The 19,928-nt window shown below is 58.6% G+C and carries 17 protein-coding genes; all 17 read left to right on the forward strand.

Annotated elements, in window-relative coordinates; genetic code table 11:
* The first annotated feature begins 22 nt into the window (after window positions 1-22).
* The 17 genes from LCH97_RS13990 (at window position 23) to LCH97_RS14070 (ending at window position 19,833) form a co-directional block, all read left to right on the forward strand.
* Window positions 23-1,003 (forward strand): ABC transporter substrate-binding protein, encoded by a 981-nt coding sequence (locus tag LCH97_RS13990; protein ID WP_227302233.1) that lies wholly within the window; start codon window positions 23-25, stop codon window positions 1,001-1,003.
* Window positions 1,004-1,107: 104 nt separating this feature from the next.
* Window positions 1,108-2,169, forward strand: a complete 1,062-nt coding sequence (hisC, locus tag LCH97_RS13995) for a histidinol-phosphate transaminase (protein ID WP_227302234.1) — start codon at window positions 1,108-1,110, stop codon at window positions 2,167-2,169.
* Between the two features lie 5 nt (window positions 2,170-2,174).
* Window positions 2,175-2,768: an imidazoleglycerol-phosphate dehydratase HisB gene (hisB, locus tag LCH97_RS14000; protein ID WP_017510280.1), complete on the forward strand. Its 594-nt coding sequence runs from the start codon at window positions 2,175-2,177 to the stop codon at window positions 2,766-2,768.
* Window positions 2,765-3,406 (forward strand): imidazole glycerol phosphate synthase subunit HisH, encoded by a 642-nt coding sequence (hisH, locus tag LCH97_RS14005; RefSeq protein ID WP_227302235.1) that lies wholly within the window; start codon window positions 2,765-2,767, stop codon window positions 3,404-3,406. Before hisB ends, hisH begins: the two co-directional genes overlap by 4 nt.
* A gap of 22 nt (window positions 3,407-3,428) precedes the next feature.
* Window positions 3,429-4,172, forward strand: coding sequence for a 1-(5-phosphoribosyl)-5-[(5-phosphoribosylamino)methylideneamino]imidazole-4-carboxamide isomerase (hisA, locus tag LCH97_RS14010; RefSeq protein WP_227302236.1), 744 nt, complete (start codon window positions 3,429-3,431; stop codon window positions 4,170-4,172).
* A gap of 57 nt (window positions 4,173-4,229) precedes the next feature.
* Window positions 4,230-4,997: an imidazole glycerol phosphate synthase subunit HisF gene (gene hisF, locus LCH97_RS14015; protein ID WP_147686126.1), complete on the forward strand. Its 768-nt coding sequence runs from the start codon at window positions 4,230-4,232 to the stop codon at window positions 4,995-4,997.
* A gap of 10 nt (window positions 4,998-5,007) precedes the next feature.
* Window positions 5,008-5,403, forward strand: a complete 396-nt coding sequence (hisI, locus tag LCH97_RS14020; protein WP_227302237.1) for a phosphoribosyl-AMP cyclohydrolase — start codon at window positions 5,008-5,010, stop codon at window positions 5,401-5,403.
* Window positions 5,404-5,501: 98 nt separating this feature from the next.
* A complete protein-coding gene (locus LCH97_RS14025) occupies window positions 5,502-5,828 on the forward strand; it encodes a phosphoribosyl-ATP diphosphatase (protein ID WP_017510275.1) in 327 nt (108 codons plus the stop codon).
* A gap of 14 nt (window positions 5,829-5,842) precedes the next feature.
* Window positions 5,843-6,163, forward strand: a complete 321-nt coding sequence (locus LCH97_RS14030; RefSeq protein WP_227302238.1) for an HIT domain-containing protein — start codon at window positions 5,843-5,845, stop codon at window positions 6,161-6,163.
* Between the two features lie 41 nt (window positions 6,164-6,204).
* Window positions 6,205-6,399 carry a Sec-independent protein translocase subunit TatA gene (gene tatA / locus LCH97_RS14035; protein WP_227302239.1) on the forward strand — a complete coding sequence of 65 codons (195 nt, stop codon included), beginning with the start codon at window positions 6,205-6,207 and terminating at the stop codon, window positions 6,397-6,399.
* A 14-nt stretch (window positions 6,400-6,413) separates the two neighbouring features.
* Window positions 6,414-6,920: a Sec-independent protein translocase protein TatB gene (tatB, locus tag LCH97_RS14040; RefSeq protein WP_227302240.1), complete on the forward strand. Its 507-nt coding sequence runs from the start codon at window positions 6,414-6,416 to the stop codon at window positions 6,918-6,920.
* Window positions 6,921-6,923: 3 nt separating this feature from the next.
* Complete coding sequence (gene tatC, locus LCH97_RS14045; protein WP_227302241.1) at window positions 6,924-7,655, forward strand: twin-arginine translocase subunit TatC; 732 nt, start codon at window positions 6,924-6,926, stop codon at window positions 7,653-7,655.
* Complete coding sequence (locus LCH97_RS14050; RefSeq protein ID WP_227302242.1) at window positions 7,648-8,010, forward strand: DUF2069 domain-containing protein; 363 nt, start codon at window positions 7,648-7,650, stop codon at window positions 8,008-8,010. The genes tatC and LCH97_RS14050 overlap by 8 nt, the downstream gene beginning before the upstream one ends.
* A 203-nt stretch (window positions 8,011-8,213) precedes the next feature.
* Window positions 8,214-10,382 (forward strand): type I secretion system permease/ATPase, encoded by a 2,169-nt coding sequence (locus tag LCH97_RS14055; protein WP_227302243.1) that lies wholly within the window; start codon window positions 8,214-8,216, stop codon window positions 10,380-10,382.
* Entirely contained in the window at window positions 10,379-11,776 is a 1,398-nt protein-coding gene (locus LCH97_RS14060) for an HlyD family type I secretion periplasmic adaptor subunit (RefSeq protein ID WP_227302244.1), read from the forward strand. The genes LCH97_RS14055 and LCH97_RS14060 overlap by 4 nt, the downstream gene beginning before the upstream one ends.
* The gene (locus LCH97_RS14065) at window positions 11,766-12,377 is read left to right on the forward strand and encodes a response regulator transcription factor (protein ID WP_227302245.1); all 612 of its coding nucleotides are present in this window, start codon (window positions 11,766-11,768) and stop codon (window positions 12,375-12,377) included. Before LCH97_RS14060 ends, LCH97_RS14065 begins: the two co-directional genes overlap by 11 nt.
* 85 nt (window positions 12,378-12,462) lie before the next feature.
* Window positions 12,463-19,833 (forward strand): retention module-containing protein, encoded by a 7,371-nt coding sequence (locus LCH97_RS14070; RefSeq protein ID WP_227302246.1) that lies wholly within the window; start codon window positions 12,463-12,465, stop codon window positions 19,831-19,833.
* Window positions 19,834-19,928: the final 95 nt, after the last annotated feature.

A 19,928-nucleotide genomic window follows, 5' to 3' on the forward strand; every position in this document is an offset into this window, starting at 1 on the left:
AGGGATAAGGAGCACAACGCCAATGACACGTTACCTGGCCAGACTCTGTCTGGCCTTTCTTTTTGCGCAAGCTTACGCCGCGACGCCCACCGTGTTACTGGTAGACAGCTATCACGCGGGTTACGCCTGGAGCCAGGCCTGGCGCGCCGCGCTGATGCGTACGCTGGGCAGCTCGGTGCAGTTTTCCTATGCCGAGCTGGATAGCAAACGCCAGCCCCGCGACCAGCTGGAGCCGCGAGCCAAACAGATTATGGCGCAGATCCAGCGTCAGCAGCCGCAGCTGGTGGTGGTGGCGGACGATGCCGCCTTGCGCTTTGTCGGTACTCGCCTGGCTGGCAGCACCACGCCGGTGGTGTATCTGGGTATCAACCAGAACCCGCGCCATTATTTGCAAGACTACGCGGCCAACGTAACGGGTGTGCTGGAGCGGCCGCTGATACGCCGTAATATCAACCTGATGCGCCAGATGGTGCCGGGCATGCGGCGTGTGCTGCTGCTGTTCGATAATGACCTGACCTCCGAAGTGATCCAGGAGGAGCTGTTCGGCCGCGCCAACAGTCTGCAGGACGGTGCGGTGCAGATCGACCTGGTACGCGCCATCGACTACACCGATTGGCAGCGTCAGGTGAGCCAGGCCGGTGGCCGCTACCAGGCGATCTGGACCGGCCTGTACCAGACGCTGCGCGACACCAACGGCAAGCTGGTACCGGATAGCGAGGTCATCGCCTGGACGGCGGCCAACAGCAAGCTGCCCTTGTTCGCGTTCTGGGATTTTGCCATCGGGCCGGACAAGGCCATTGGCGGGCTGGTGTTGTCCGGTAGCGACCAGGGCAGGTTGGCCGCAGGCCTGGTGCAGCAGATACTGTTTCAGCGCCGCCAGCCTGGCAGCCTGTTTCCGCTCAATGGCGGCAGTGGCCACTTGCTGTTCAGCCGCCGTGCGCTGCAGCGGTTTGGCCTTACCCTGCCGCCGGCATGGGCAGGGCAAGTGCAGCTGATCGAGTAGCCGACCCGGCCGAATCGGGTTAGGATGATGGTTCTGTGAATTGATTGCGTCGGGCTTTGCCGGCAGTTCCAACCGGCCCCGCCGGTATTGAAATGTCGAGCAAAATGTCTATACAGCAGTGGTTCCGCCCCGATGTCCTGGCCATGCAGGCCTACCATGTTGCCGATGCAACGGGCTATCTCAAGCTCGATGCAATGGAAAACCCGTACCGACTCCCTGACGCCTTGCGCGCCGAGCTGGGCCAGACCCTGGCCGAGGTGGCGCTGAACCGCTACCCCGACCCGCACGGCGATGGCCTGAAAGACCAGCTCAAAGCGGCGTTCGCCATCCCCCCCGCTGCCGATGTGGTGCTGGGCAATGGCTCCGACGAGCTGATCACCCTGCTGACCCAGGCACTGCCTGCTGACAGCGTGGTGCTGGCGCTGGAGCCTTCCTTCGTGATGTACCGCATGAACGCGCAGCTGTCGCGCATGCGTTACGTGGGCGTGCCGCTGAACGACGACTTCACCCTGAATCTGGACGCCACCCTAGCTGCCATCGCCACGCACCAGCCGGCGGTGGTATTCGTGTCCTACCCCAACAACCCTACTGGCCCGCGCTTTGCCCGCCAGCAGGTAGAAGCCATTCTCGACGCCGCCCCCGGCCTGGTGGTGGTGGACGAGGCCTATCAGGCCTTTGCTGCCGATACCTTTATGGATCTGGCCGGCCAGCACCCGCAGCTGATCGTGATGCGCACGCTGTCCAAGATCGGCCTGGCCGGCCTGCGCCTGGGTTACGCTGCCGGCGCGCCGGACGTGATCGCCCAGCTAGACAAGGTGCGCCCGCCGTATAACGTGAACGTGCTGACCCAGGCCGCCGCCAAATTCGCGCTGCGTCATCTGGACGTGTTCGACGCCCAGGCGTCCGAGCTGCGCGCCGAGCGCAGCAGGTTGGCCGCAGCGCTGTCGGCATACGCGCAGTGCACGGTGTTCCCGTCCGAGGCCAACTTTGTCACCGTGCGCGTACCGGACGCCCCGGCGCTGTTTGCTGCGCTGAAAGCCGCCGGCATCCTGGTTAAAAACCTGCACGGTTACCACCCGCTATTGCAACACTGCCTGCGCCTGACCGTGGGTAGCCCCGATGAAAACACGGCCGTGCTTGCGGCCATCGATTCCTTTTTTGCCTGAAACCCATGCGCACCGCTACCGTTACCCGCAATACCCTGGAAACCCAGATCACCATCAGCCTGAACCTGGATGGTACCGGCGTAGGCCGCTTTGACACCGGCGTGCCGTTTCTCGACCACATGATGGACCAGATCGCCCGCCACGGCCTGATCGACCTGGACGTGCACGCCCGCGGCGACCTGCATATCGACGCCCACCACACCGTGGAAGACATCGGTATCACGCTGGGCCAGGCTTTTGCCAAAGCCATCGGCGACAAGAAGGGCATCCGCCGCTACGGCCACGCCTACGTGCCGCTGGACGAGGCGCTGTCGCGCGTGGTGATCGACCTGTCCGGCCGCCCGGGGCTGGAGTACCACATTCCGTTCACCCGCGCCTGTATCGGCAGCTTTGACGTGGACCTGTTCAGCGAATTCTTCCACGGCTTTGTAAACCACAGCATGGTGACGCTGCACATCGACAACCTGCGTGGCGTGAACAGCCATCACCAGGCCGAAACCGTGTTCAAGGCCTTCGGCCGTGCGCTGCGCATGGCGGTAGAGGTGGACGAACGCATGGCCGGCCAGACACCGTCCACCAAAGGGACGCTGACCGCATGAAAGTAGCCGTTATCGATTACGGCATGGGCAACCTGCACTCGGTGCTCAAGTCCGTCCAGTACGTCAACGACATCGGCGCCGACATCTTCCTGACCTCCGACCCGCAGCGGGTGGTGAGCGCCGACAAGGTGATCTTTCCCGGCCAGGGCGCCATGCCGGACTGCATGCGCGAGCTCAACGCTTACGGCCTGGCCGATGCCGTGCGCGAAACCACCCGCACCAAGCCGTTCTTTGGTATCTGCGTGGGCGCCCAGCTGCTGTTTGACCATAGCGAAGAAGGCGATACGCCCGGGCTGGGTATTTTCCCGGGGCAGGTAAAACGCTTTGCGGCCAACTTGCTGGATGCGCAGGGCGAGCGCCTGAAGGTGCCGCATATGGGCTGGAACCGCGTGTTCCAGCAGCGTGCGCACCCGCTGTTTGCCGGCATCGAAGACGGCGAACGTTTCTATTTTGTGCACAGTTACCACTTTGCACCGGCCAGCAGCGCCATCACGCTGGCCGAAAGCGAGTATCCCGAACGGTTTTCCTGTATTGTCGGTGATGGCAATATATTCGCCACCCAGTTCCACACCGAAAAGAGCCACCGCGCCGGTCTTCAGATGATGAAGAACTTCCTGGCGTGGGACGGCACTGTTTAACTTACCGTAGATCTTCCGCACCATGCTGCTGATACCCGCTATCGACCTCAAGGACGGTCAATGCGTACGCCTGAAACAAGGCGTAATGAGTGATGCCACCGTATTTTCCGACGACCCAGTGAAAGTTGCGCTGCATTGGCGCGACCAAGGTGCCCGTCGCCTTCATCTGGTGGATCTGAACGGTGCCTTTGCTGGCAAACCGAAAAATCTGTCGGTCATCCGCGACATTCTGGCTGCCGTCGGTGACGACATGCCAGTACAACTGGGTGGTGGTATCCGCGATCTGGACACCATCGAAAAGTACTTCGATCTGGGCCTGAAATACGTGATTATCGGCACCGCAGCGGTGAAAAACCCCGGCTTCCTGCACGATGCGTGCGATGCCTTCCCTGGCCAGGTGATTGTGGGCCTGGACGCCAAGGACGGCATGGTCGCCATTGATGGCTGGGCCAAAGTTACCGCCCATAACGTGATCGATTTGGCCAAGCGCTTTGAAGACTACGGCGTGAATTCGGTGATTTACACCGACATCGGCCGCGACGGCATGATGAACGGCGTCAATATCGAAGCCACCGTCAAGCTGGCGCAGGCGCTGACCGTACCGGTGATCGCCTCCGGCGGCCTCACCGACCTGGAAGACGTACGCAAGCTGTGCGAGGTGGAAGCCGAAGGCATCGAAGGTGCCATCACCGGCCGTGCCATCTACGAAGGCAGCATCGATTTTGCTGCCGCACAGGACCTGGCCGACGAACTGTCCGAGGCCTAACCCCTGCGTTGGCCGCCTGCCACCCGGCATGCGGCCAACCTTCTGTTGTTGTTCATCATGTCTCTAGCCAAACGTATCATCCCCTGCCTCGACGTGACTGCCGGTCGCGTGGTGAAGGGTGTCAATTTTGTCGGCCTGCGCGACGCCGGTGACCCGGTAGAAATCGCCAAACGTTACAACGAACAAGGCGCCGACGAGCTCACTTTCCTCGATATTACCGCCAGCTCCGACGACCGCGACCTTATCCTGCACGTGATCGAATCCGTCGCCGAGCAGGTGTTCATCCCGCTGACCGTGGGTGGCGGTGTGCGCCAGGTGGCCGATATCCGCCGCCTGCTGAACGCCGGTGCCGACAAGGTCAGCATCAATACCGCAGCGGTGACCAACCCCGACCTGGTGAAAGAGGCGGCCGACAAGTTTGGCAGCCAGTGCATCGTGGTGGCGGTGGACGCCAAGGCGGTGACGCCGGAAAACGACCGCTGGGAAATCTTTACCCACGGCGGGCGCAAACCGACCGGCCTGGACGCGGTGGAATGGGCCGCGCGTATGGCCGAATATGGCGCCGGCGAGATTCTGCTCACCAGCATGGACCGTGACGGTACCAAGATCGGCTTCAACCTGCCGCTGACCCGTGCTGTGTCGGATGCGGTGCCGATTCCGGTGATTGCCTCCGGTGGTGTGGGCAACCTGCAGCATCTGGTGGAAGGCGTGACGCTGGGCAAGGCCGATGCGGTACTGGCGGCCAGCATTTTCCACTTTGGCGAATACACGGTGCGCCAGGCCAAAGAAGCCATGCGCGCCGCCGGCATTGAAGTCCGTCTGTGAGGTTGGCCGCATGACTACGCTGAATTGGCTGGATGAAGTGAAGTGGGACGACAAGGGCCTGGTGGTCGCCATTGCCCAGGATGCGCACACTGGCCGCGTACTGATGGTGGCCTATATGAACCGCGAGTCGCTGCAACTGACTGCCGAAACCGGTATCGCCCATTACTGGACGCGCTCGCGCCAGAAACTGTGGAAAAAGGGCGAGGAGTCCGGCCACACACAGGCGGTGAAAGAGCTGCGGCTGGATTGCGACGGTGACGTCATCACCATGCAGATTGAACAAGCAGGCGGCATCGCCTGTCATACCGGGCGCGAGAGCTGCTTCTTCCGCGTCTGGCGCGATGGCCAGTGGGTGGTGACCGATGAGGTGCTGAAAGACCCGCACGCCATCTACCATCAGCACTAAATCTGATCTGCTGCAGGGTTTACCCCACTACGACCTGTTACAAGGATGTCACATTATCGACATATACTGGCACCGCGCCGGTAGCCGGGAGACGCAAGATGAACGCGACAGAAATTTTCAAGAATATCGGTGATACGCTGGAGGCCCGCAAGGAAGCCAGCCCGTCTTCTTCCTATGTAGCGTCGCTGCTGCACAAGGGCGAAGACGCCATCCTGAAAAAGGTGGCGGAAGAGGCGGCCGAGGTACTGATGGCCTCCAAAGACAAGGACCGCCTGCACTTGGTGCGCGAGGTGGCTGACCTGTGGTTCCATTCCATGGTGCTGCTGGCCCATCACGGCCTGCGCGCCGAAGATGTGGTGATGGAGCTCAAGCGCCGCGAAGGTATTTCCGGCATTGATGAAAAAGCGTCGCGCACGCAAGGCTGAACGGAACCCGAGACATGAGTGACTGTATTTTCTGCAAAATCGCCAAAGGCGAGATCCCGGCGAAGAAAGCTTACGAAGACGACGACGTGGTGGTGTTTCACGACATCAACCCCAAGGCGGACGTGCACTTGTTGCTGATCCCCAAACTGCATGTAGAATCGCTGGCGCAGTGCGATATCCGCCATCAGCAGATACTGGGCAAGCTGCTGCTGCTGGCGCCGGTACTGGCGGCCGAGCACGGCTTGGCAGAAGGTTTCAAGACGGCCATCAACACCGGTGTTGGTGGTGGCCAGGAAGTTTTCCACCTGCACGTACACGTGTACGGCAATCGATAAATCCGGGTAAGCATACCCGACCTGTTTAGAGGTAAGTGTCCATGGGTTCCTTTAGCATCTGGCATTGGCTGATCGTTCTGCTGGTAGTGGTTCTGGTATTCGGTACCAAGAAGCTGCGTAATGTTGGCGAAGATCTGGGCGGTGCGGTGAAGGGTTTCAAGGAAGGCATGAAGGGTGAGGCTGAGAAAGATCACGCGACGGGTCGCGTGATCGATGCCGACCAAGACAAGAAATAAGCGCAGGCCATACTGTGTTTGAAATCAGTTTTGGTGAACTGCTGGTGATCGGTGCTGTCGCGCTGATCGTGCTGGGCCCGGAGCGCTTGCCGACGGTGGCGCGAACCATTGGCGCGCTGGTTGGCCGTGCGCAGCGCTTTGTTGCTAGCGTGAAATCCGATATCCACCAGCAAAGCCAGATGGCCGGGCTGCAGGAGCTCAAGCAGGATGTGCAGGACGCGGCCAACGCTTTCCGTGATCAGGTTCAGCGCGAGGTGGATGAGACGCGTCAGGTAGCGCACGATATTGCTTATTCTGTCGAACCGGCACGCGTAGCAGTGCAAGAGTCTGCCAGCGAGCTGGCACGGATTGCCCATGAGGCAAACCAGCCATCCGAAAGTATTGCACCGGAAGACATGTTGGCCGCTGCCGGTGTGGTGGCCGAGCCACCGGCCGGGGCAGATGAAGGTCAGCTCGACCTGTTTGCCACGCCGGCCACGAAGACCGCTTCCGACCAATCCGTAGCCGAGCCCCGTTCTTAATACATGGATCAACAACCTTTACTGGCGCACCTGGTCGAGCTGCGCAACCGGCTGGTGCGTATTGCCGTCGTACTGCTGGTGGCCTTGCTGGCCATGGTGCCGTGGGCGGGTGATGTCTATCACCTGTTTGCCAAGCCCCTGCTGGATGTGCTGCCGCAAAACAGCAGCATGATCGCCACCGAAGTGACCGCACCGTTCTTTGTGCCGCTGAAAGTCACCATGCTGGTCGCGTTTGTGGCTACCCTGCCGCATACCCTGTACCAGATATGGGCATTCATTGCGCCCGGCTTGTACAACCACGAGAAAAAGCTGATTGTTCCGCTGATTGTCAGCAGCGTGCTGCTGTTCATGATCGGCATGGCCTTTGCCTATTTTGCCGTTTTCCCGGTGGTATTCGGTTTCATGAGTGCGCATACGCCGGAAGGGGTAGCGATGATGACCGATATCGACAAATACCTGTCGTTTGCACTGGGGATGTTTGTGGCATTCGGTATCACGTTTGAAGTCCCCGTGATCGTGGTGGTACTCAACCGTATGGGCATCGTTACCCTCAAGCAGCTGCGTGAAGGGCGCTCGTATGTCATCGTCGGAGCGTTTGTGGTGGCTGCCGTGGTAACGCCACCTGACGTGTTATCCCAGGTGATGATGGCTGTGCCGTTGTGGTTGCTGTACGAAGTAGGCATCGTGATGTCGATGCTGGTAAACAAGGAAAAACCGGATGTGGCGCATGGCTAACCCCAAACCGTTTCATTGGGGTGCGGTATTCAGCCTGCTGGCCCTGATTATGTTGAACCTGGCGTGGGAACTGTGGCTGGCGCCGCTGCGCCCGGGTGGCTCGTGGCTGGTGCTGAAATCTGTATTGCTGCTGCTGCCCTTGATGGGTGTTTTGAAAGAGCGGGTGTATACCTACCAGTGGTCTAGCATGTTTATCCTGGCGTTTTTTGCCGAGGGTGTCATGCGTGCCTGGGGGGATAGTGGTTTGTCACAGCAGCTGGCCATGATAGAGGTCTGGCTCACCGTGCTGTTTTTCACCAGTGTGGTGTTGTATGTAAGAGCCAAACGGCTACAACTGTCATCCTCAGGTAGGTAATCTTCGTTATGCTAAGCCAGCGCAATGCTGGCTTTTCTTTTTCCGGATAGCAATTTCTATAATTGGCAATAGGTTGTTAAAGATCAATCAAATGATGCTTGCAGGTTTGGCATGCCTTGTTGATAATGTATCCGATATAAAAAAAGTGCCGCACAGCGAGCTGCCGAATAACGAAAAGCAAGGCCACACCTTGAAAAGAGCGTATGGATAAGCCTGAAACTAGCCCCACTACCGCAGGAATTACCCTGCGTGCCACGCATCTCGACCCCCTGCTGGATTGTCTGTTCGAGCTGACTCGCCTACATGGTGTCACTACCACGCGAGACTCGCTGATCGCCGGTATTCCCATGGAAGACCAGCGTCTGAGCCCTTCCATGTTTTCGCGCGCGGCCCGTCGCGCAGGCTTGGCCTCGCGGGTATTGCGCCGTCCGCTGAATCAGCTACCCGCCGTGTTGCTGCCCGCGGTACTGATTCTGAAAAACGATCAAGCCTGCCTGCTTCGGGAGGTGGGGAGTGATGGTAGCTTCCACATCAGCCCCGGCGAGCTGCCAGAGTCGATCCAGGTGATGACGCTGGAAGAGTTGCAGGCCATCTATACCGGCCTGGCTATCGTGGTGAAGCCGCGTTTCCGTTTTGAAAAGCGTGTGCCGGAGTTGCAAAAGGCGCGCAGCGAACACTGGTTCTGGCATGCCGTTTTGCAAGGCCGCCCGCTCTATCGCGATGCGCTGATTGCCGCCTTCTTTGTGAACTTCTTTGCACTGGCTTTCCCGCTGTTTTCCATGAATGTGTACGACCGTGTGGTACCCAATATGGCGTTTGATACGCTGTGGGTACTGGCTGCTGGCGTCGTGCTCATGCTGGTGTTCGACTTTGTGCTGAAGCTAACGCGTGGCTATCTGATCGATCTGGCGAGCAAACGGGTAGATGTGATGCTGTCGGCGCTGATCATGGAGCGCGTGCTGGGCATCCGTATGGAAGCGCGCCCGGCTTCGGTAGGGGCATTTGCGGCCAACCTTCGTGCCTTTGAGTCGCTGCGCGATTTTATTGCATCGGCCACGATTACTACTTTGGTCGACGTACCTTTCGCGCTGCTATTCCTGTTTGTGATGCTGTGGATTTCCCCGTGGATGGTGATTCCGCCGGTAGTGGCCATCGTGCTCATGCTGTTGCTTGCCTACATTGTGCAAGCCAAGATGCACGAGCTGTCTGAAAGTACTTTCCGCGCCTCCGCTCAGCGTAACGCGCATCTGGTGGAAAGTCTGGTAGGCTTGGAGACCGTCAAGACGCTGAGTGCCGAAGGCGAGCTGCAAGGCCGCTGGGAAAAGGCCACACTCTTCCTGGCCCAGATCGGTAGCCGCCTCAAGTTTTTGTCTGCAGTGACCATGAACCTGGCGGCATTTATACAGCAGCTGATGTCTGTCGCCATCCTGGTGGTGGGCGTTTACCTGATCAAGGAAGGCCAGACTTCTGTCGGCGGCCTGATCGCCTGCTCCATGCTGGCTGGCCGGGCCATTGCCCCGCTGGGCGCGGTAACCGGCTTGATGTCTCAGTACAACAATGCGAAATCGTCTTTGACATCGCTAGAAGGCATGATGAAACAACCGGTGGAACGTGAGCACGAAAGCACGTTTTTTCACCGCACACACTTCAATGGCGATATCGAATTCAATAGTGTGGACTTTACTTACCCCAATAGCCCGCTCGGCGCTTTGCATAATGTGACGTTCCGTATCAAGGCGGGGGAGCGGGTTGCCATTCTTGGCCGGGTCGGCTCGGGCAAGTCCACTATCCAGAAGCTGGTTATGGGGCTTTATCAGCCGCAACAGGGCGCGGTACGTATCGATGGTGTCAATGTGCAGCAGGTAGACCCGGCCGAGCTGCGCCGCCACGTCGGTTATGTCTCGCAAGACCCGGTGCTGTTCTATGGCACCTTGCGCCAGAACATCAGCATGGGCCAGCCGCATGTGCACGACGCCACCATTGCGGCCGCAGCCGAGCTGGCCGGCTTGACCGAGTTTATCAACGCGCACCCCGATGGCTTTGATATGGTTATCGGCGAACGCGGCGAGTCATTATCTGGCGGGCAGCGCAAAGCGATTACCATTGCACGCGCGCTATTGAACGCGCCGCCGATATTGCTGCTGGATGAGCCCACCAGCAATATGGACCACAGTACCGAAGCTGCCATGAAGCGCACGTTCGAGAAAATTGTGGCTGGCAAGACCCTGATTCTGGTAACGCACCATACTGCGCTGCTGGATCTGGTAGACCGGATTATCGTGATTGATCAAGGCCGTATTCTGGCCGATGGCCCCAAGCAAGAAGTGGTGCTGGCCCTGCAGCAGGGTAAAGTGGGGAGGGCGCAAGCATGAAATGGCTAAGTAGCGTGTTGGAGAAGCTGCGTAATACCAGCAACCCACTGATTCAGAAGATTCTGGGCTGGTCGTCGGCCGAAGACCTGCAAGACAGGCAAGATTTTGCCTCGGACGCCGAGTGGGCCATCCTGACACAAGACCCGCGTCGCCCGCGCCTGTTCATCTGGACCATTGGCCTGTTTATCGTGTGTGCCCTGCTCTGGTCAGCCCTGGCCACGCTGGACGAAGTGGCACGTGGCGAGGGCAAGGTTGTGCCCACCAGCCAGGTGCAACATTTGCAAAGCCTTGACGGCGGGGTGGTATCAAAAATCCTGGTGAAAGAGGGCGATATTGTCGACCGCGGCCAACTATTGCTGCAGGTAGATAACACCCGGTTTGTCTCTTCGCTTAACGAAAACCAGTCCCAGCTGCTGTCCTTGCAAGCCAAGGCTGCGCGCTTGCGTGCTTTGTCCGAAGGCAAACCGTTTAGTCTGCCCCCAGAAGTTACCGCCAGGGCGCCAGAGATCGCGCGCCAGGAAATGGACCTTTACCAGTCTAAACGGATGGAGCTGGAGGCTAACCTTTCCATTGCCCGTCAACAGTTGGCGCAACGCAGCCAGGAGCTGAACGAAGCACGCGCGCGGCGTGACCAGGCTAATCAAGGGCTGGATCTGACTCAGCGGGAGCTGAACGTGACTCGCCCTTTGCTGAAGTCTGGTGCGGTGTCAGAAGTGGACATCCTGCGCCTGGAGCGGGATGTATCGCGCTACCGTGGCGAGCGCGATATGTCCAACGCGCAGGTTCCCAAGATCCAGTCAGCCATCAGTGAAGCATCCCGCAAGATTCAGGAAGTGGAGTTGGCCTTCCGCAACCAGGCAAGTACTGAGCTCTCCGAGACTTTGGCCAAGCTCAGCACGCTGGGTGCGGGCAATGCGGCCTTGCAGGACAAGGTAAAGCTGACCGAGGTGCGCTCTCCTGTACGTGGCGAGGTCAAGCGTTTGCTGGTGAATACGGTGGGTGGTGTGGTTCAGCCCGGGCGGGATATTCTGGAAATTGTGCCACTGGATGAGTCCTTGCTGATTGAGGCCAAGATATCGCCACGCGATATTGCCTTTTTGCACCCGGGGCAGCGTGTTTTTGTGCGCTTCACCGCCTATGACTCGACCATCTATGGTGGCTTAAAAGGTTCTCTGCAACAAATTGGTGCCGACTCGATTACGGATGAGAAGGGTAATACTTATTATGTTGTCCGCGTGAAAACAGACTCATCGCATCTGGGTAATCAGGGAAAATTGCCTATTATTCCGGGTATGACCGCTGAGGTGGATATCATTACCGGTAATAAAAGCGTGCTGAACTATTTGCTCAAGCCTGTTTTGCGGGCAAAGGCACAGGCATTGAGTGAGCGATAATATGTATACCTTATTGATATCCTCCAGTATCTCTTTGCAAGAGCATTTGGCTGCGGCGCTGGGTAGTTTTATAGAAGTGCAACCTTCATTATGGGATCTGCCAAGTAATACTCGTTTTCGCCAGGGAGATCTGGTTTGGATTGATGGTGATAATCAGGACCCAGATTTGATCAAGCGGTTATGCAAGGGTGATTTTGGCCCGGTCCGGGTTATTGTATTAAGTAGTACACCAAATGATGCCGCTGCAGTAGATTGGCTCGGCTACGGTGCGGCGGGCTATCTGCATGCCTTTGCCGCCCCGGAAACGCTGCGACAAACCATGGCAGTTGTTGAGTCGGGCGGTTTATGGGTTGGGGTCGGCCTGATGCAGCAGCTTTGTGCGCGCTTTGGCCAATTAGCCAAGCCGCAGCATCATTTAATGGCACAACTTACCGAAAGAGAGCGGGAGGTTGTACAGTACTTGAAAATGGGCAAGAGCAATAAACTTATTGCCAAAGAAATGGATATTTCAGAGCGCACAGTAAAGGCTCACCTTACTGCGATTTTTGCCAAGTTCGATGTATCAGACAGGATACAGTTATTATTGAAATTGGCCGCCTGATCGATTTTGCCCATTGGTACAATAGGTAGGTTCTGAGAGCCCCAATACATTGTTGATTATTACAACAATGTTTGGGGCTTTTATCATGGCTAATGCGACAAGCGTTCAAGGTACTGTCGAAGCACTTTCTGGGAAAATTCTGGCCGTTGCGGTTGATGGTTCAACCCGGATATTGCAGGTGGGCGATAGAATTTTTGCTGGTGAGCGACTTGTTGTTCCCGCTGATTCATTTATCGAACTGCGGGGTATGAATGGTAATATTGTTAGAATTGCGGAAGAGCGAAGTATCAGTATCACCGACGATGTATTTTCTCCAGCACCGACAGATAATACCGATACAGCCATTGCACCGCTTAATCAAGATGCCCGTAGTGTATTGGCCGCACTTGAAAGTACCCAAGACCCCTTGCAAGCGCTTGAACCTACCGCTGCAGGCCTGACAGGGGGCTCGGGTGAAGACGGTGGTAGCTCATTTGTCCGTATCGCGCGTATCGCCGAGAATATCCAGCCACTGTCGCTCAGTGCCCAGCTTGTGTCGGATACCACTACCAGTATTGTACTGGCTGATGCTGCCGCACCAGCCACGGTAGTACTGGATGTGACGCCCCCCGCCCTGACGGTGCTTCTGGATCCATCCAGTGATAGCGGCCTCAAAGGCGACGGCATCACCAATGACAGCACGCCCACCGTCAGCGGTACCGGTGAGCCTGGCAACACCATTACGATCACCACGCCTGTGGGTGAGGTCGTTACCACGACGGTCAACCCGGATGGCAGCTGGACGGCTACGCCGACACGCCCCTTGCCTGACGGCAACAATTCTATCAATGTCACCGAGACCGACCCGGCAGGAAATACTACCAGTACCAACCTGCCGGTTATCGTAGATACCAAAGCCCCGGTGCTGACCGCCCAGCTCGACCCGGGCAGCGACAGCGGCACCCAGGGCGATGGCGTCACCAACGACAATACGCCGACCATTAGCGGCGTTAGCGAGCCGGGCAACACCATCACGGTGACCACACCGACCGGCGAAGTGCTGACCACCACGGTGAAACCGGACGGCAGCTGGAGCGTGACTCCGACGCAGCCGCTGCCGGAAGGTGCGGCCAACTTCCCGGTGACTGCTACCGACCCGGCCGGCAACACCGCCAGCACTACGGTGCCGGTCACCATCGATACCACGCCGCCAGCGGCCAGCATCACGCTAGCCCCCAACATCACCGACGATGACGTGATCAACGCCGCCGAGGCCGGGCAGGACATTCCGGTGAGCGGCAGCGTTGGCGGTGATGTCAAAGTCGGCGACACCGTCACCCTCACCGTGAACGGCAAGCAGTTCACTGGTACGGTCGGGGCCGACAAGACCTTCACCATCAACGTCCCCGGCGCGGACCTGGTAGCGGATAGCGACAAGGTGATCGACGCCAGCGTCACCACCACCGATGCCGCCGGTAATAGCAGCACCGCCACCGATACCGAGGGTTACAGCGTCCAGACCACGCTGCCGACCGTCACCGCCCAGCTCGACCCGGGCAGCGACAGCGGTACCAAGGGTGATGGCGTCACCAACGACACCACGCCGACCATCAGCGGCGTCAGCGAGCCAGGCAACACCATCACGGTGACCACGCCGACCGGCGAAGTGCTGACCACCACGGTGAAACCGGACGGCAGCTGGAGCGTGACCCCGACGCAGCCGCTGCCGGAAGGTACGGCCAACTTCCCGGTTACCGCCACCGACCCGGCCGGCAACACCGCCAGTACCACGGTGCCGGTCACCATCGACACCACGCCGCCAGCGGCCAGCATCACGCTGAACCCCAATATCACCGACGATGACGTGATCAATGCCGCCGAAGCCACCCAGCAGATTCCGGTCAGCGGCACCGTGGGTGGCGACGTCAAAGTGGGCGACACCGTCACCCTCACCGTCAACGGCAAGCAGTTCACCGGCGTGGTGCAAGCCGACAAGACCTTCACCATCAACGTCCCCGGTGCCGACCTGGTGGCCGACAGCGACAAGGTGATCGACGCCAGCGTCACCACCACCGATGCCGCCGGTAATAGCAGCACCGCCACCGACACCGAGGGTTACAGCGTCCAGACCACGCTGCCGACCGTCACAGCCCAGCTCGACCCGGGCAGCGACAGCGGCACCCAGGGCGATGGCGTCACCAACGACACCACCCCCACCATCAGCGGCGTCAGCGAGCCGGGCAACACCATCACGGTGACCACGCCGACCGGCGAAGTACTGACCACTACGGTGAAACCGGACGGCAGCTGGAGCGTGACCCCGACGCAGCCGCTGCCGGAAGGTGCGGCCAACTTCCCGGTGACCGCCACTGACCCGGCGGGTAATACCGCCAGCACCACGGTGCCGGTCACCATCGACACCACGCCGCCAGCGGCCAGCATCACGCTAGACCCCAACATCACCGACGATGACGTGATCAACGCCGCCGAAGCCGGGCAAGACATTCCGGTGAGCGGCAGCGTTGGTGGCGACGTCAAAGTCGGCGACACCGTTACCCTCACCGTCAACGGCAAACAGTTCACCGGTACGGTCGGGGCCGACAAGACCTTCACCATCAACGTCCCCGGTGCCGACCTGGTGGCCGACAGCGACAAGGTGATCGACGCCAGCGTCACCACCACCGATGCCGCCGGTAATAGCAGCACCGCCACCGACACCGAGGGTTACAGCGTCCAGACCACGCTGCCGACCGTCACAGCCCAGCTCGACCCGGGCAGCGACAGCGGCACCCAGGGCGATGGCGTCACCAACGACACCACCCCCACCATCAGCGGCGTCAGCGAGCCGGGCAACACCATCACGGTGACCACGCCGACCGGCGAAGTACTGACCACTACGGTGAAACCGGACGGCAGCTGGAGCGTGACCCCGACGCAGCCGCTGCCGGAAGGTGCGGCCAACTTCCCGGTGACCGCCACTGACCCGGCGGGTAATACCGCCAGCACCACGGTGCCGGTCACCATCGACACCACGCCGCCAGCAGCCAGCATCACGCTAGACCCCAACATCACCGACGATGACGTGATCAACGCCGCCGAAGCCAGCCAAGATATTCCTGTCGGCGGTACCGTCGGCGGCGACGTCAAAGTCGGCGATACCGTTACCCTCACCGTGAACGGCAAGCAGTTCACCGGTACGGTCGGGGCCGATAAGACCTTCACCATCAACGTTCCTGGCGCCGACCTGGTGGCGGACAGCGACAAGGTGATCGACGCCAGCGTCACCACCACCGACGCCGCCGGTAATAGCAGCACCGCCACCGACACCGAGGATTACAGCGTCCAGACCACGCTGCCGACCGTCACCGCCCAGCTCGACCCGGGCAGCGATAGCGGCACCCAGGGCGATGGCGTCACCAACGACAATACGCCGACCATCAGCGGCGTCAGCGAGCCGGGCAACACCATCACGGTGACCACGCCGACCGGCGAAGTACTGACCACCACGGTGAAACCGGACGGCAGCTGGAGCGTGACCCCGACGCAGCCGCTGCCGGAAGGTGCGGCCAACTTCCAGGTGACCGCTACCGATCCAGCCGGCAATACTGCCAGCACTACGGTACCGGTCGTGATTGATACGGTGATTCCCAATGACGGTGTTGCTCCGATTGTTACCATCACCGAAGACGCCAACAACGATGGCTTTATCAATGCGGCTGAGTCACAAGGGCCCGTTGACCTCCAGGTTGCCTTTAATCCTGACAAAGTCGTGATTGGCGATGTAGTGAAGATCACTGCCAATGGCGTTACCCAGGATGTGGTGATCAGTGCCGCTGACAAAGCTAACGGCTACGTCACCGCCACGACGCCATTACCGGCAGATGGCAGTACGCTGAATGTCAGTGCCGTCATCGTGGATGCCGCTGGTAATAGCAGCCTGCCAGGTAGCGATAGTGCCATCATCGATATCAAAGGGCCTGGCGTGGTGGCAGATACGGGCAGCGGGAATGAGGACACGATCATCACCGGCAATGTTCTGGCTAACGACACGGTTAGTGCCGGAGAACTCATGACGGTACAAGGCTTCAGTCTGGATGGTGGTGCGACTACTCATCAGCCTGGTGATACGGTCGTGATTGCGGGCGTTGGTACATTCAGCCTGGAGCAGGATGGTGCATATACCTTTACGCCAGTTTTGCACTGGAGCGGTACCGTGCCGGCGGTGACCTATACCGCTATCGACGATCATGGCAATAGTGCCAGCACCGAGTTGCAGATAACGGTTGTCGCCGTGGCTGACAAGCCGGATTTAACCATCATCAGTAACGATAAAACCGAGCAGTTCAGCGAGGCTAGCTGGGAAAGCGTACCGAATACGAATAGTGTGAGTACTGCTTATACCGAGAGCAATGTTCTGGATGGGTGGACACGCGTAGATGGGCCACCAGGGTCAGCAGGAATCAATTGCTTCGAAGTCTGGTCTACCGGTGACCTGATGCGTAACCAGGCGGGTAAAGATATTGCTGTGCAAGCTGCGCCTGGAGGGGGGAAGAATTTCATCGAGCTCAACGACTCGACGCTCCCTGAGTTAGGGCAAACTATCGGTATTACCAAAACTATTGCTACAACAGCCGGAGAGTTGTACCAGCTGGATTTTGCAGCGGCCGGGCGCCCCGGTTTTTCTGCAGACTTTACTCGCTTGGGTATTTATGTAGATGGGGTGCTGTATCAGTCTATTGAGCTCACCAGCCCTCAGGACTATCTTGATTGGCACAACGTCAAAGTCAACATTGCTGGTGATGGTAATAGCCATACCATTACGTTGCGTACCGATGCGTCCAGCTTTGATCCAGGGGGTCGAGGCGTTCTGCTGGATGTTGTGGGGATGACCAGTTGCACCGGGCTGATTGCTGGTAACAATATTGTCGATACCAAGGTACATCTGGCTGACTATATCAGTGGTGCACTGGTAGATACCGATGGCTCGGAGTCGCTTTCTTATACCTTTGGCAATTTGCCAGCAGGTAGCACGATTGTGACGAGCAGTGGTACTTATACGCCAAGCGGCGGTGCCGTTACGATTCCTGCCAGCGAGCTGGCCTCTGCCAATTTGTATCTGCCAAGCAGCTATACCGGTACCTTGGCGCTTAATGTGACCGACACCGCTACCGAGGCTTCCAACGGTAGTACTGCAACGAACACCGGTATCTTGCACCTGGAGATTCAGCCACCGCTGGTGGTGACGGGGACGCCTGCTCCTACCATTACCATCTTGTCCGATATCAATAATGATGGATTCCTTAATGCCCAGGAGGTAGGCAACAGCGCGACGGTAGCCGTAAGAGTGGCCGTACCTACGGCTGCCAAGGTGGGCGATATCATTACGCTAACCGATAACAATCCGGGTAGTACGCCACAGCAACATGTGCTCACTGCGGCGGATATTGCTGCTGGTTACTGGGATAGTACGGTTACTCGCCCGGCAGAAGGTAGCCGGCTAGTGGTGGTTGCATCGCTTACCGATCTGGATGGCAAGGTGTCGCCGTCATCTAGCGACTACGCCACACTGGATACAGCGCCACCGGCGGCCAGCATCACGCTGAACCCCAACATCACCGCTGACGACGTGATCAACGCGGCCGAAGCCGGCCAGCAGATTCCGGTCGGCGGTACGGCAGGTGGTGACGTAAAAGTGGGCGACACCGTCACCCTGACCGTTAACGGCAAACAGTTCTCCGGTACCGTGGCGGCTGACAAGAGCTTCACCATCAATATCCCTGGTGCAGACCTGGTGGCAGATAGTGACAAGCGTGTTGATGCCAAAGTGACCACTACCGACGTGGCCGGCAACAGTACCACTGTCGAGACTGCAGAAGGTTACAGTGTGGATACCAGCGCCCCGTCGCTGGTGATCACCTCTAGCGACGGTACCTTGTCGCCAGGTGAAACCGTCACGTTGACCTTTAGCTTCAGCGAGGCGGTGACCGGTTTTACCGCTAGCGACGTCGCGATCACGGGTGGCACACTGAATGCGGCTACGCTGGCGACAGCTGATGGAGGCAAGACCTGGACTGCTACCATGACGCAGGGCGGCACCGCCCAGCCGGTGGTCACGGTGAGCAATGGCAGTTATACCGATCTGGCAGGTAACGCTGGTACCGGTAATAGTTTGAAACTGAATAATGCGCCCGATGCCATCGACGATAACTATGTGATGAGCCCGCTGACCAGTAATTACTGGGGTTACCGTGAGGGGCCGGATGGGGCTAACCTGACTTCTGTTGCACAGGTCGAGACCTTTGCCAAAAATCACACGGCGACGGCGACATTCCAGGCCAATACTTTGAGTTTCGGCGGGGTTAGCAACAACCTCGGTGGTACTGGCAACCTGGCAACTTTTTTGGGTAAAAATGTCAGTGATTTGCAGACCACCGCCAACTACACTGCCACGTCGGACGCTATTGTGCAGATGGCAGGCAAAATCAACCTGGCCCCAGGTACGTACAATTTCCGCGTGTATGCTGATGATGGTTTTGTGGTTCGCATCAACGGCCAGGAAGCCGGTAAGTTTGATGGTATCCAGGGGCCAACCACGCGCGAATTTGCCAGCTTTACCATCACCCAGGGCGGTGAGCAGAGTATCGAGATTTTCTATTGGGACCAGGGCGGCGCTGCTGTATTCAAGGCCGAGCTGCGTCAGGAAGGTGGTGCTTACCAAGTGTTGACTGTCAGCCCATTGGTCACCACGGAAGGTACTCCCTTGACCATTGAGCCAGTCAGCCTGCTGGGTAATGATACGGATCCGAACGGCGATACGCTGCAAATCCTGTCGGTGCAAGACTCTACCCATGGAACGGTGGCATTGGTAAACGGGAAGGTGGTGTTTACGCCTGAGAGTAACTACAGCGGAGAGGCTCACTTCACGTATACCGTGACAGATGGCAAGGGGGGAACTGACACTGCAACGGCAACGCTGAAGGTTAATCCCCCTATCGGTAGTATGCTGGCAGGTGGGTTGGCCGCAAATGTGAGTGATGCGAGTCTGGCGGGTGACAACACCTTCAATGGTGGGCCGGGCGACGACTATATGATAGGTGGCAAGGGGAACGACACGCTGACGGGTGGCGCCGGCAAGGACACTTTCGTGTGGCATCTTGGCGATGGCGGCAGCCCCGGTGCCCCGGTTCGCGACACCATTACGGACTTCAACCGTAGCGAAGGCGATGTGCTGGACCTGCGTGACCTGCTGCAGAACGAGTCACCGGCTACGCTGGACAAGTATTTGCACTTTACTGCTAGTGGTGGCGATACCCTGATCCAGGTTAGCAGTGCGGGTGGCTTTAGCGGGAGTAACTATGCCGCCGCGGCTGATCAGGAAATCTTGCTGAAAGGCGTAACGATGGCGGACTTGGGCAGTAATGATGGTCAGATCATTACGGAGTTGTTGAAGAACAATTTGAAGGTGGATGGTATGTAAGCATAGGTGTGAGCCTTTGTTGCTGACCAAGTAGTCCATTTGAAGAGAGCCGGCATGCCGGCTCTTTTTTTGTTTGTCGTGCTATCAAATGCTGC

The organism is Vogesella sp. XCS3 (assembly GCF_020616155.1).
GTDB lineage: Bacteria > Pseudomonadota > Gammaproteobacteria > Burkholderiales > Chromobacteriaceae > Vogesella.

What these genes read in the sequence shown, in the direction of transcription:
- LCH97_RS13990 (WP_227302233.1), top strand. Translation starts at nt 23, where the DNA reads ATGACACGTTACCTGGCCAGACTCTGTCTGGCCTTTCTTTTTGCGCAA.
- hisC (WP_227302234.1), top strand. Translation starts at nt 1,108, where the DNA reads ATGTCTATACAGCAGTGGTTCCGCCCCGATGTCCTGGCCATGCAGGCC.
- hisB (WP_017510280.1), top strand. Translation starts at nt 2,175, where the DNA reads ATGCGCACCGCTACCGTTACCCGCAATACCCTGGAAACCCAGATCACC.
- hisH (WP_227302235.1), top strand. Translation starts at nt 2,765, where the DNA reads ATGAAAGTAGCCGTTATCGATTACGGCATGGGCAACCTGCACTCGGTG.
- hisA (WP_227302236.1), top strand. Translation starts at nt 3,429, where the DNA reads ATGCTGCTGATACCCGCTATCGACCTCAAGGACGGTCAATGCGTACGC.
- hisF (WP_147686126.1), top strand. Translation starts at nt 4,230, where the DNA reads ATGTCTCTAGCCAAACGTATCATCCCCTGCCTCGACGTGACTGCCGGT.
- hisI (WP_227302237.1), top strand. Translation starts at nt 5,008, where the DNA reads ATGACTACGCTGAATTGGCTGGATGAAGTGAAGTGGGACGACAAGGGC.
- LCH97_RS14025 (WP_017510275.1), top strand. Translation starts at nt 5,502, where the DNA reads ATGAACGCGACAGAAATTTTCAAGAATATCGGTGATACGCTGGAGGCC.
- LCH97_RS14030 (WP_227302238.1), top strand. Translation starts at nt 5,843, where the DNA reads ATGAGTGACTGTATTTTCTGCAAAATCGCCAAAGGCGAGATCCCGGCG.
- tatA (WP_227302239.1), top strand. Translation starts at nt 6,205, where the DNA reads ATGGGTTCCTTTAGCATCTGGCATTGGCTGATCGTTCTGCTGGTAGTG.
- tatC (WP_227302241.1), top strand. Translation starts at nt 6,924, where the DNA reads ATGGATCAACAACCTTTACTGGCGCACCTGGTCGAGCTGCGCAACCGG.
- LCH97_RS14050 (WP_227302242.1), top strand. Translation starts at nt 7,648, where the DNA reads ATGGCTAACCCCAAACCGTTTCATTGGGGTGCGGTATTCAGCCTGCTG.
- LCH97_RS14055 (WP_227302243.1), top strand. Translation starts at nt 8,214, where the DNA reads ATGGATAAGCCTGAAACTAGCCCCACTACCGCAGGAATTACCCTGCGT.
- LCH97_RS14060 (WP_227302244.1), top strand. Translation starts at nt 10,379, where the DNA reads ATGAAATGGCTAAGTAGCGTGTTGGAGAAGCTGCGTAATACCAGCAAC.
- LCH97_RS14070 (WP_227302246.1), top strand. Translation starts at nt 12,463, where the DNA reads ATGGCTAATGCGACAAGCGTTCAAGGTACTGTCGAAGCACTTTCTGGG.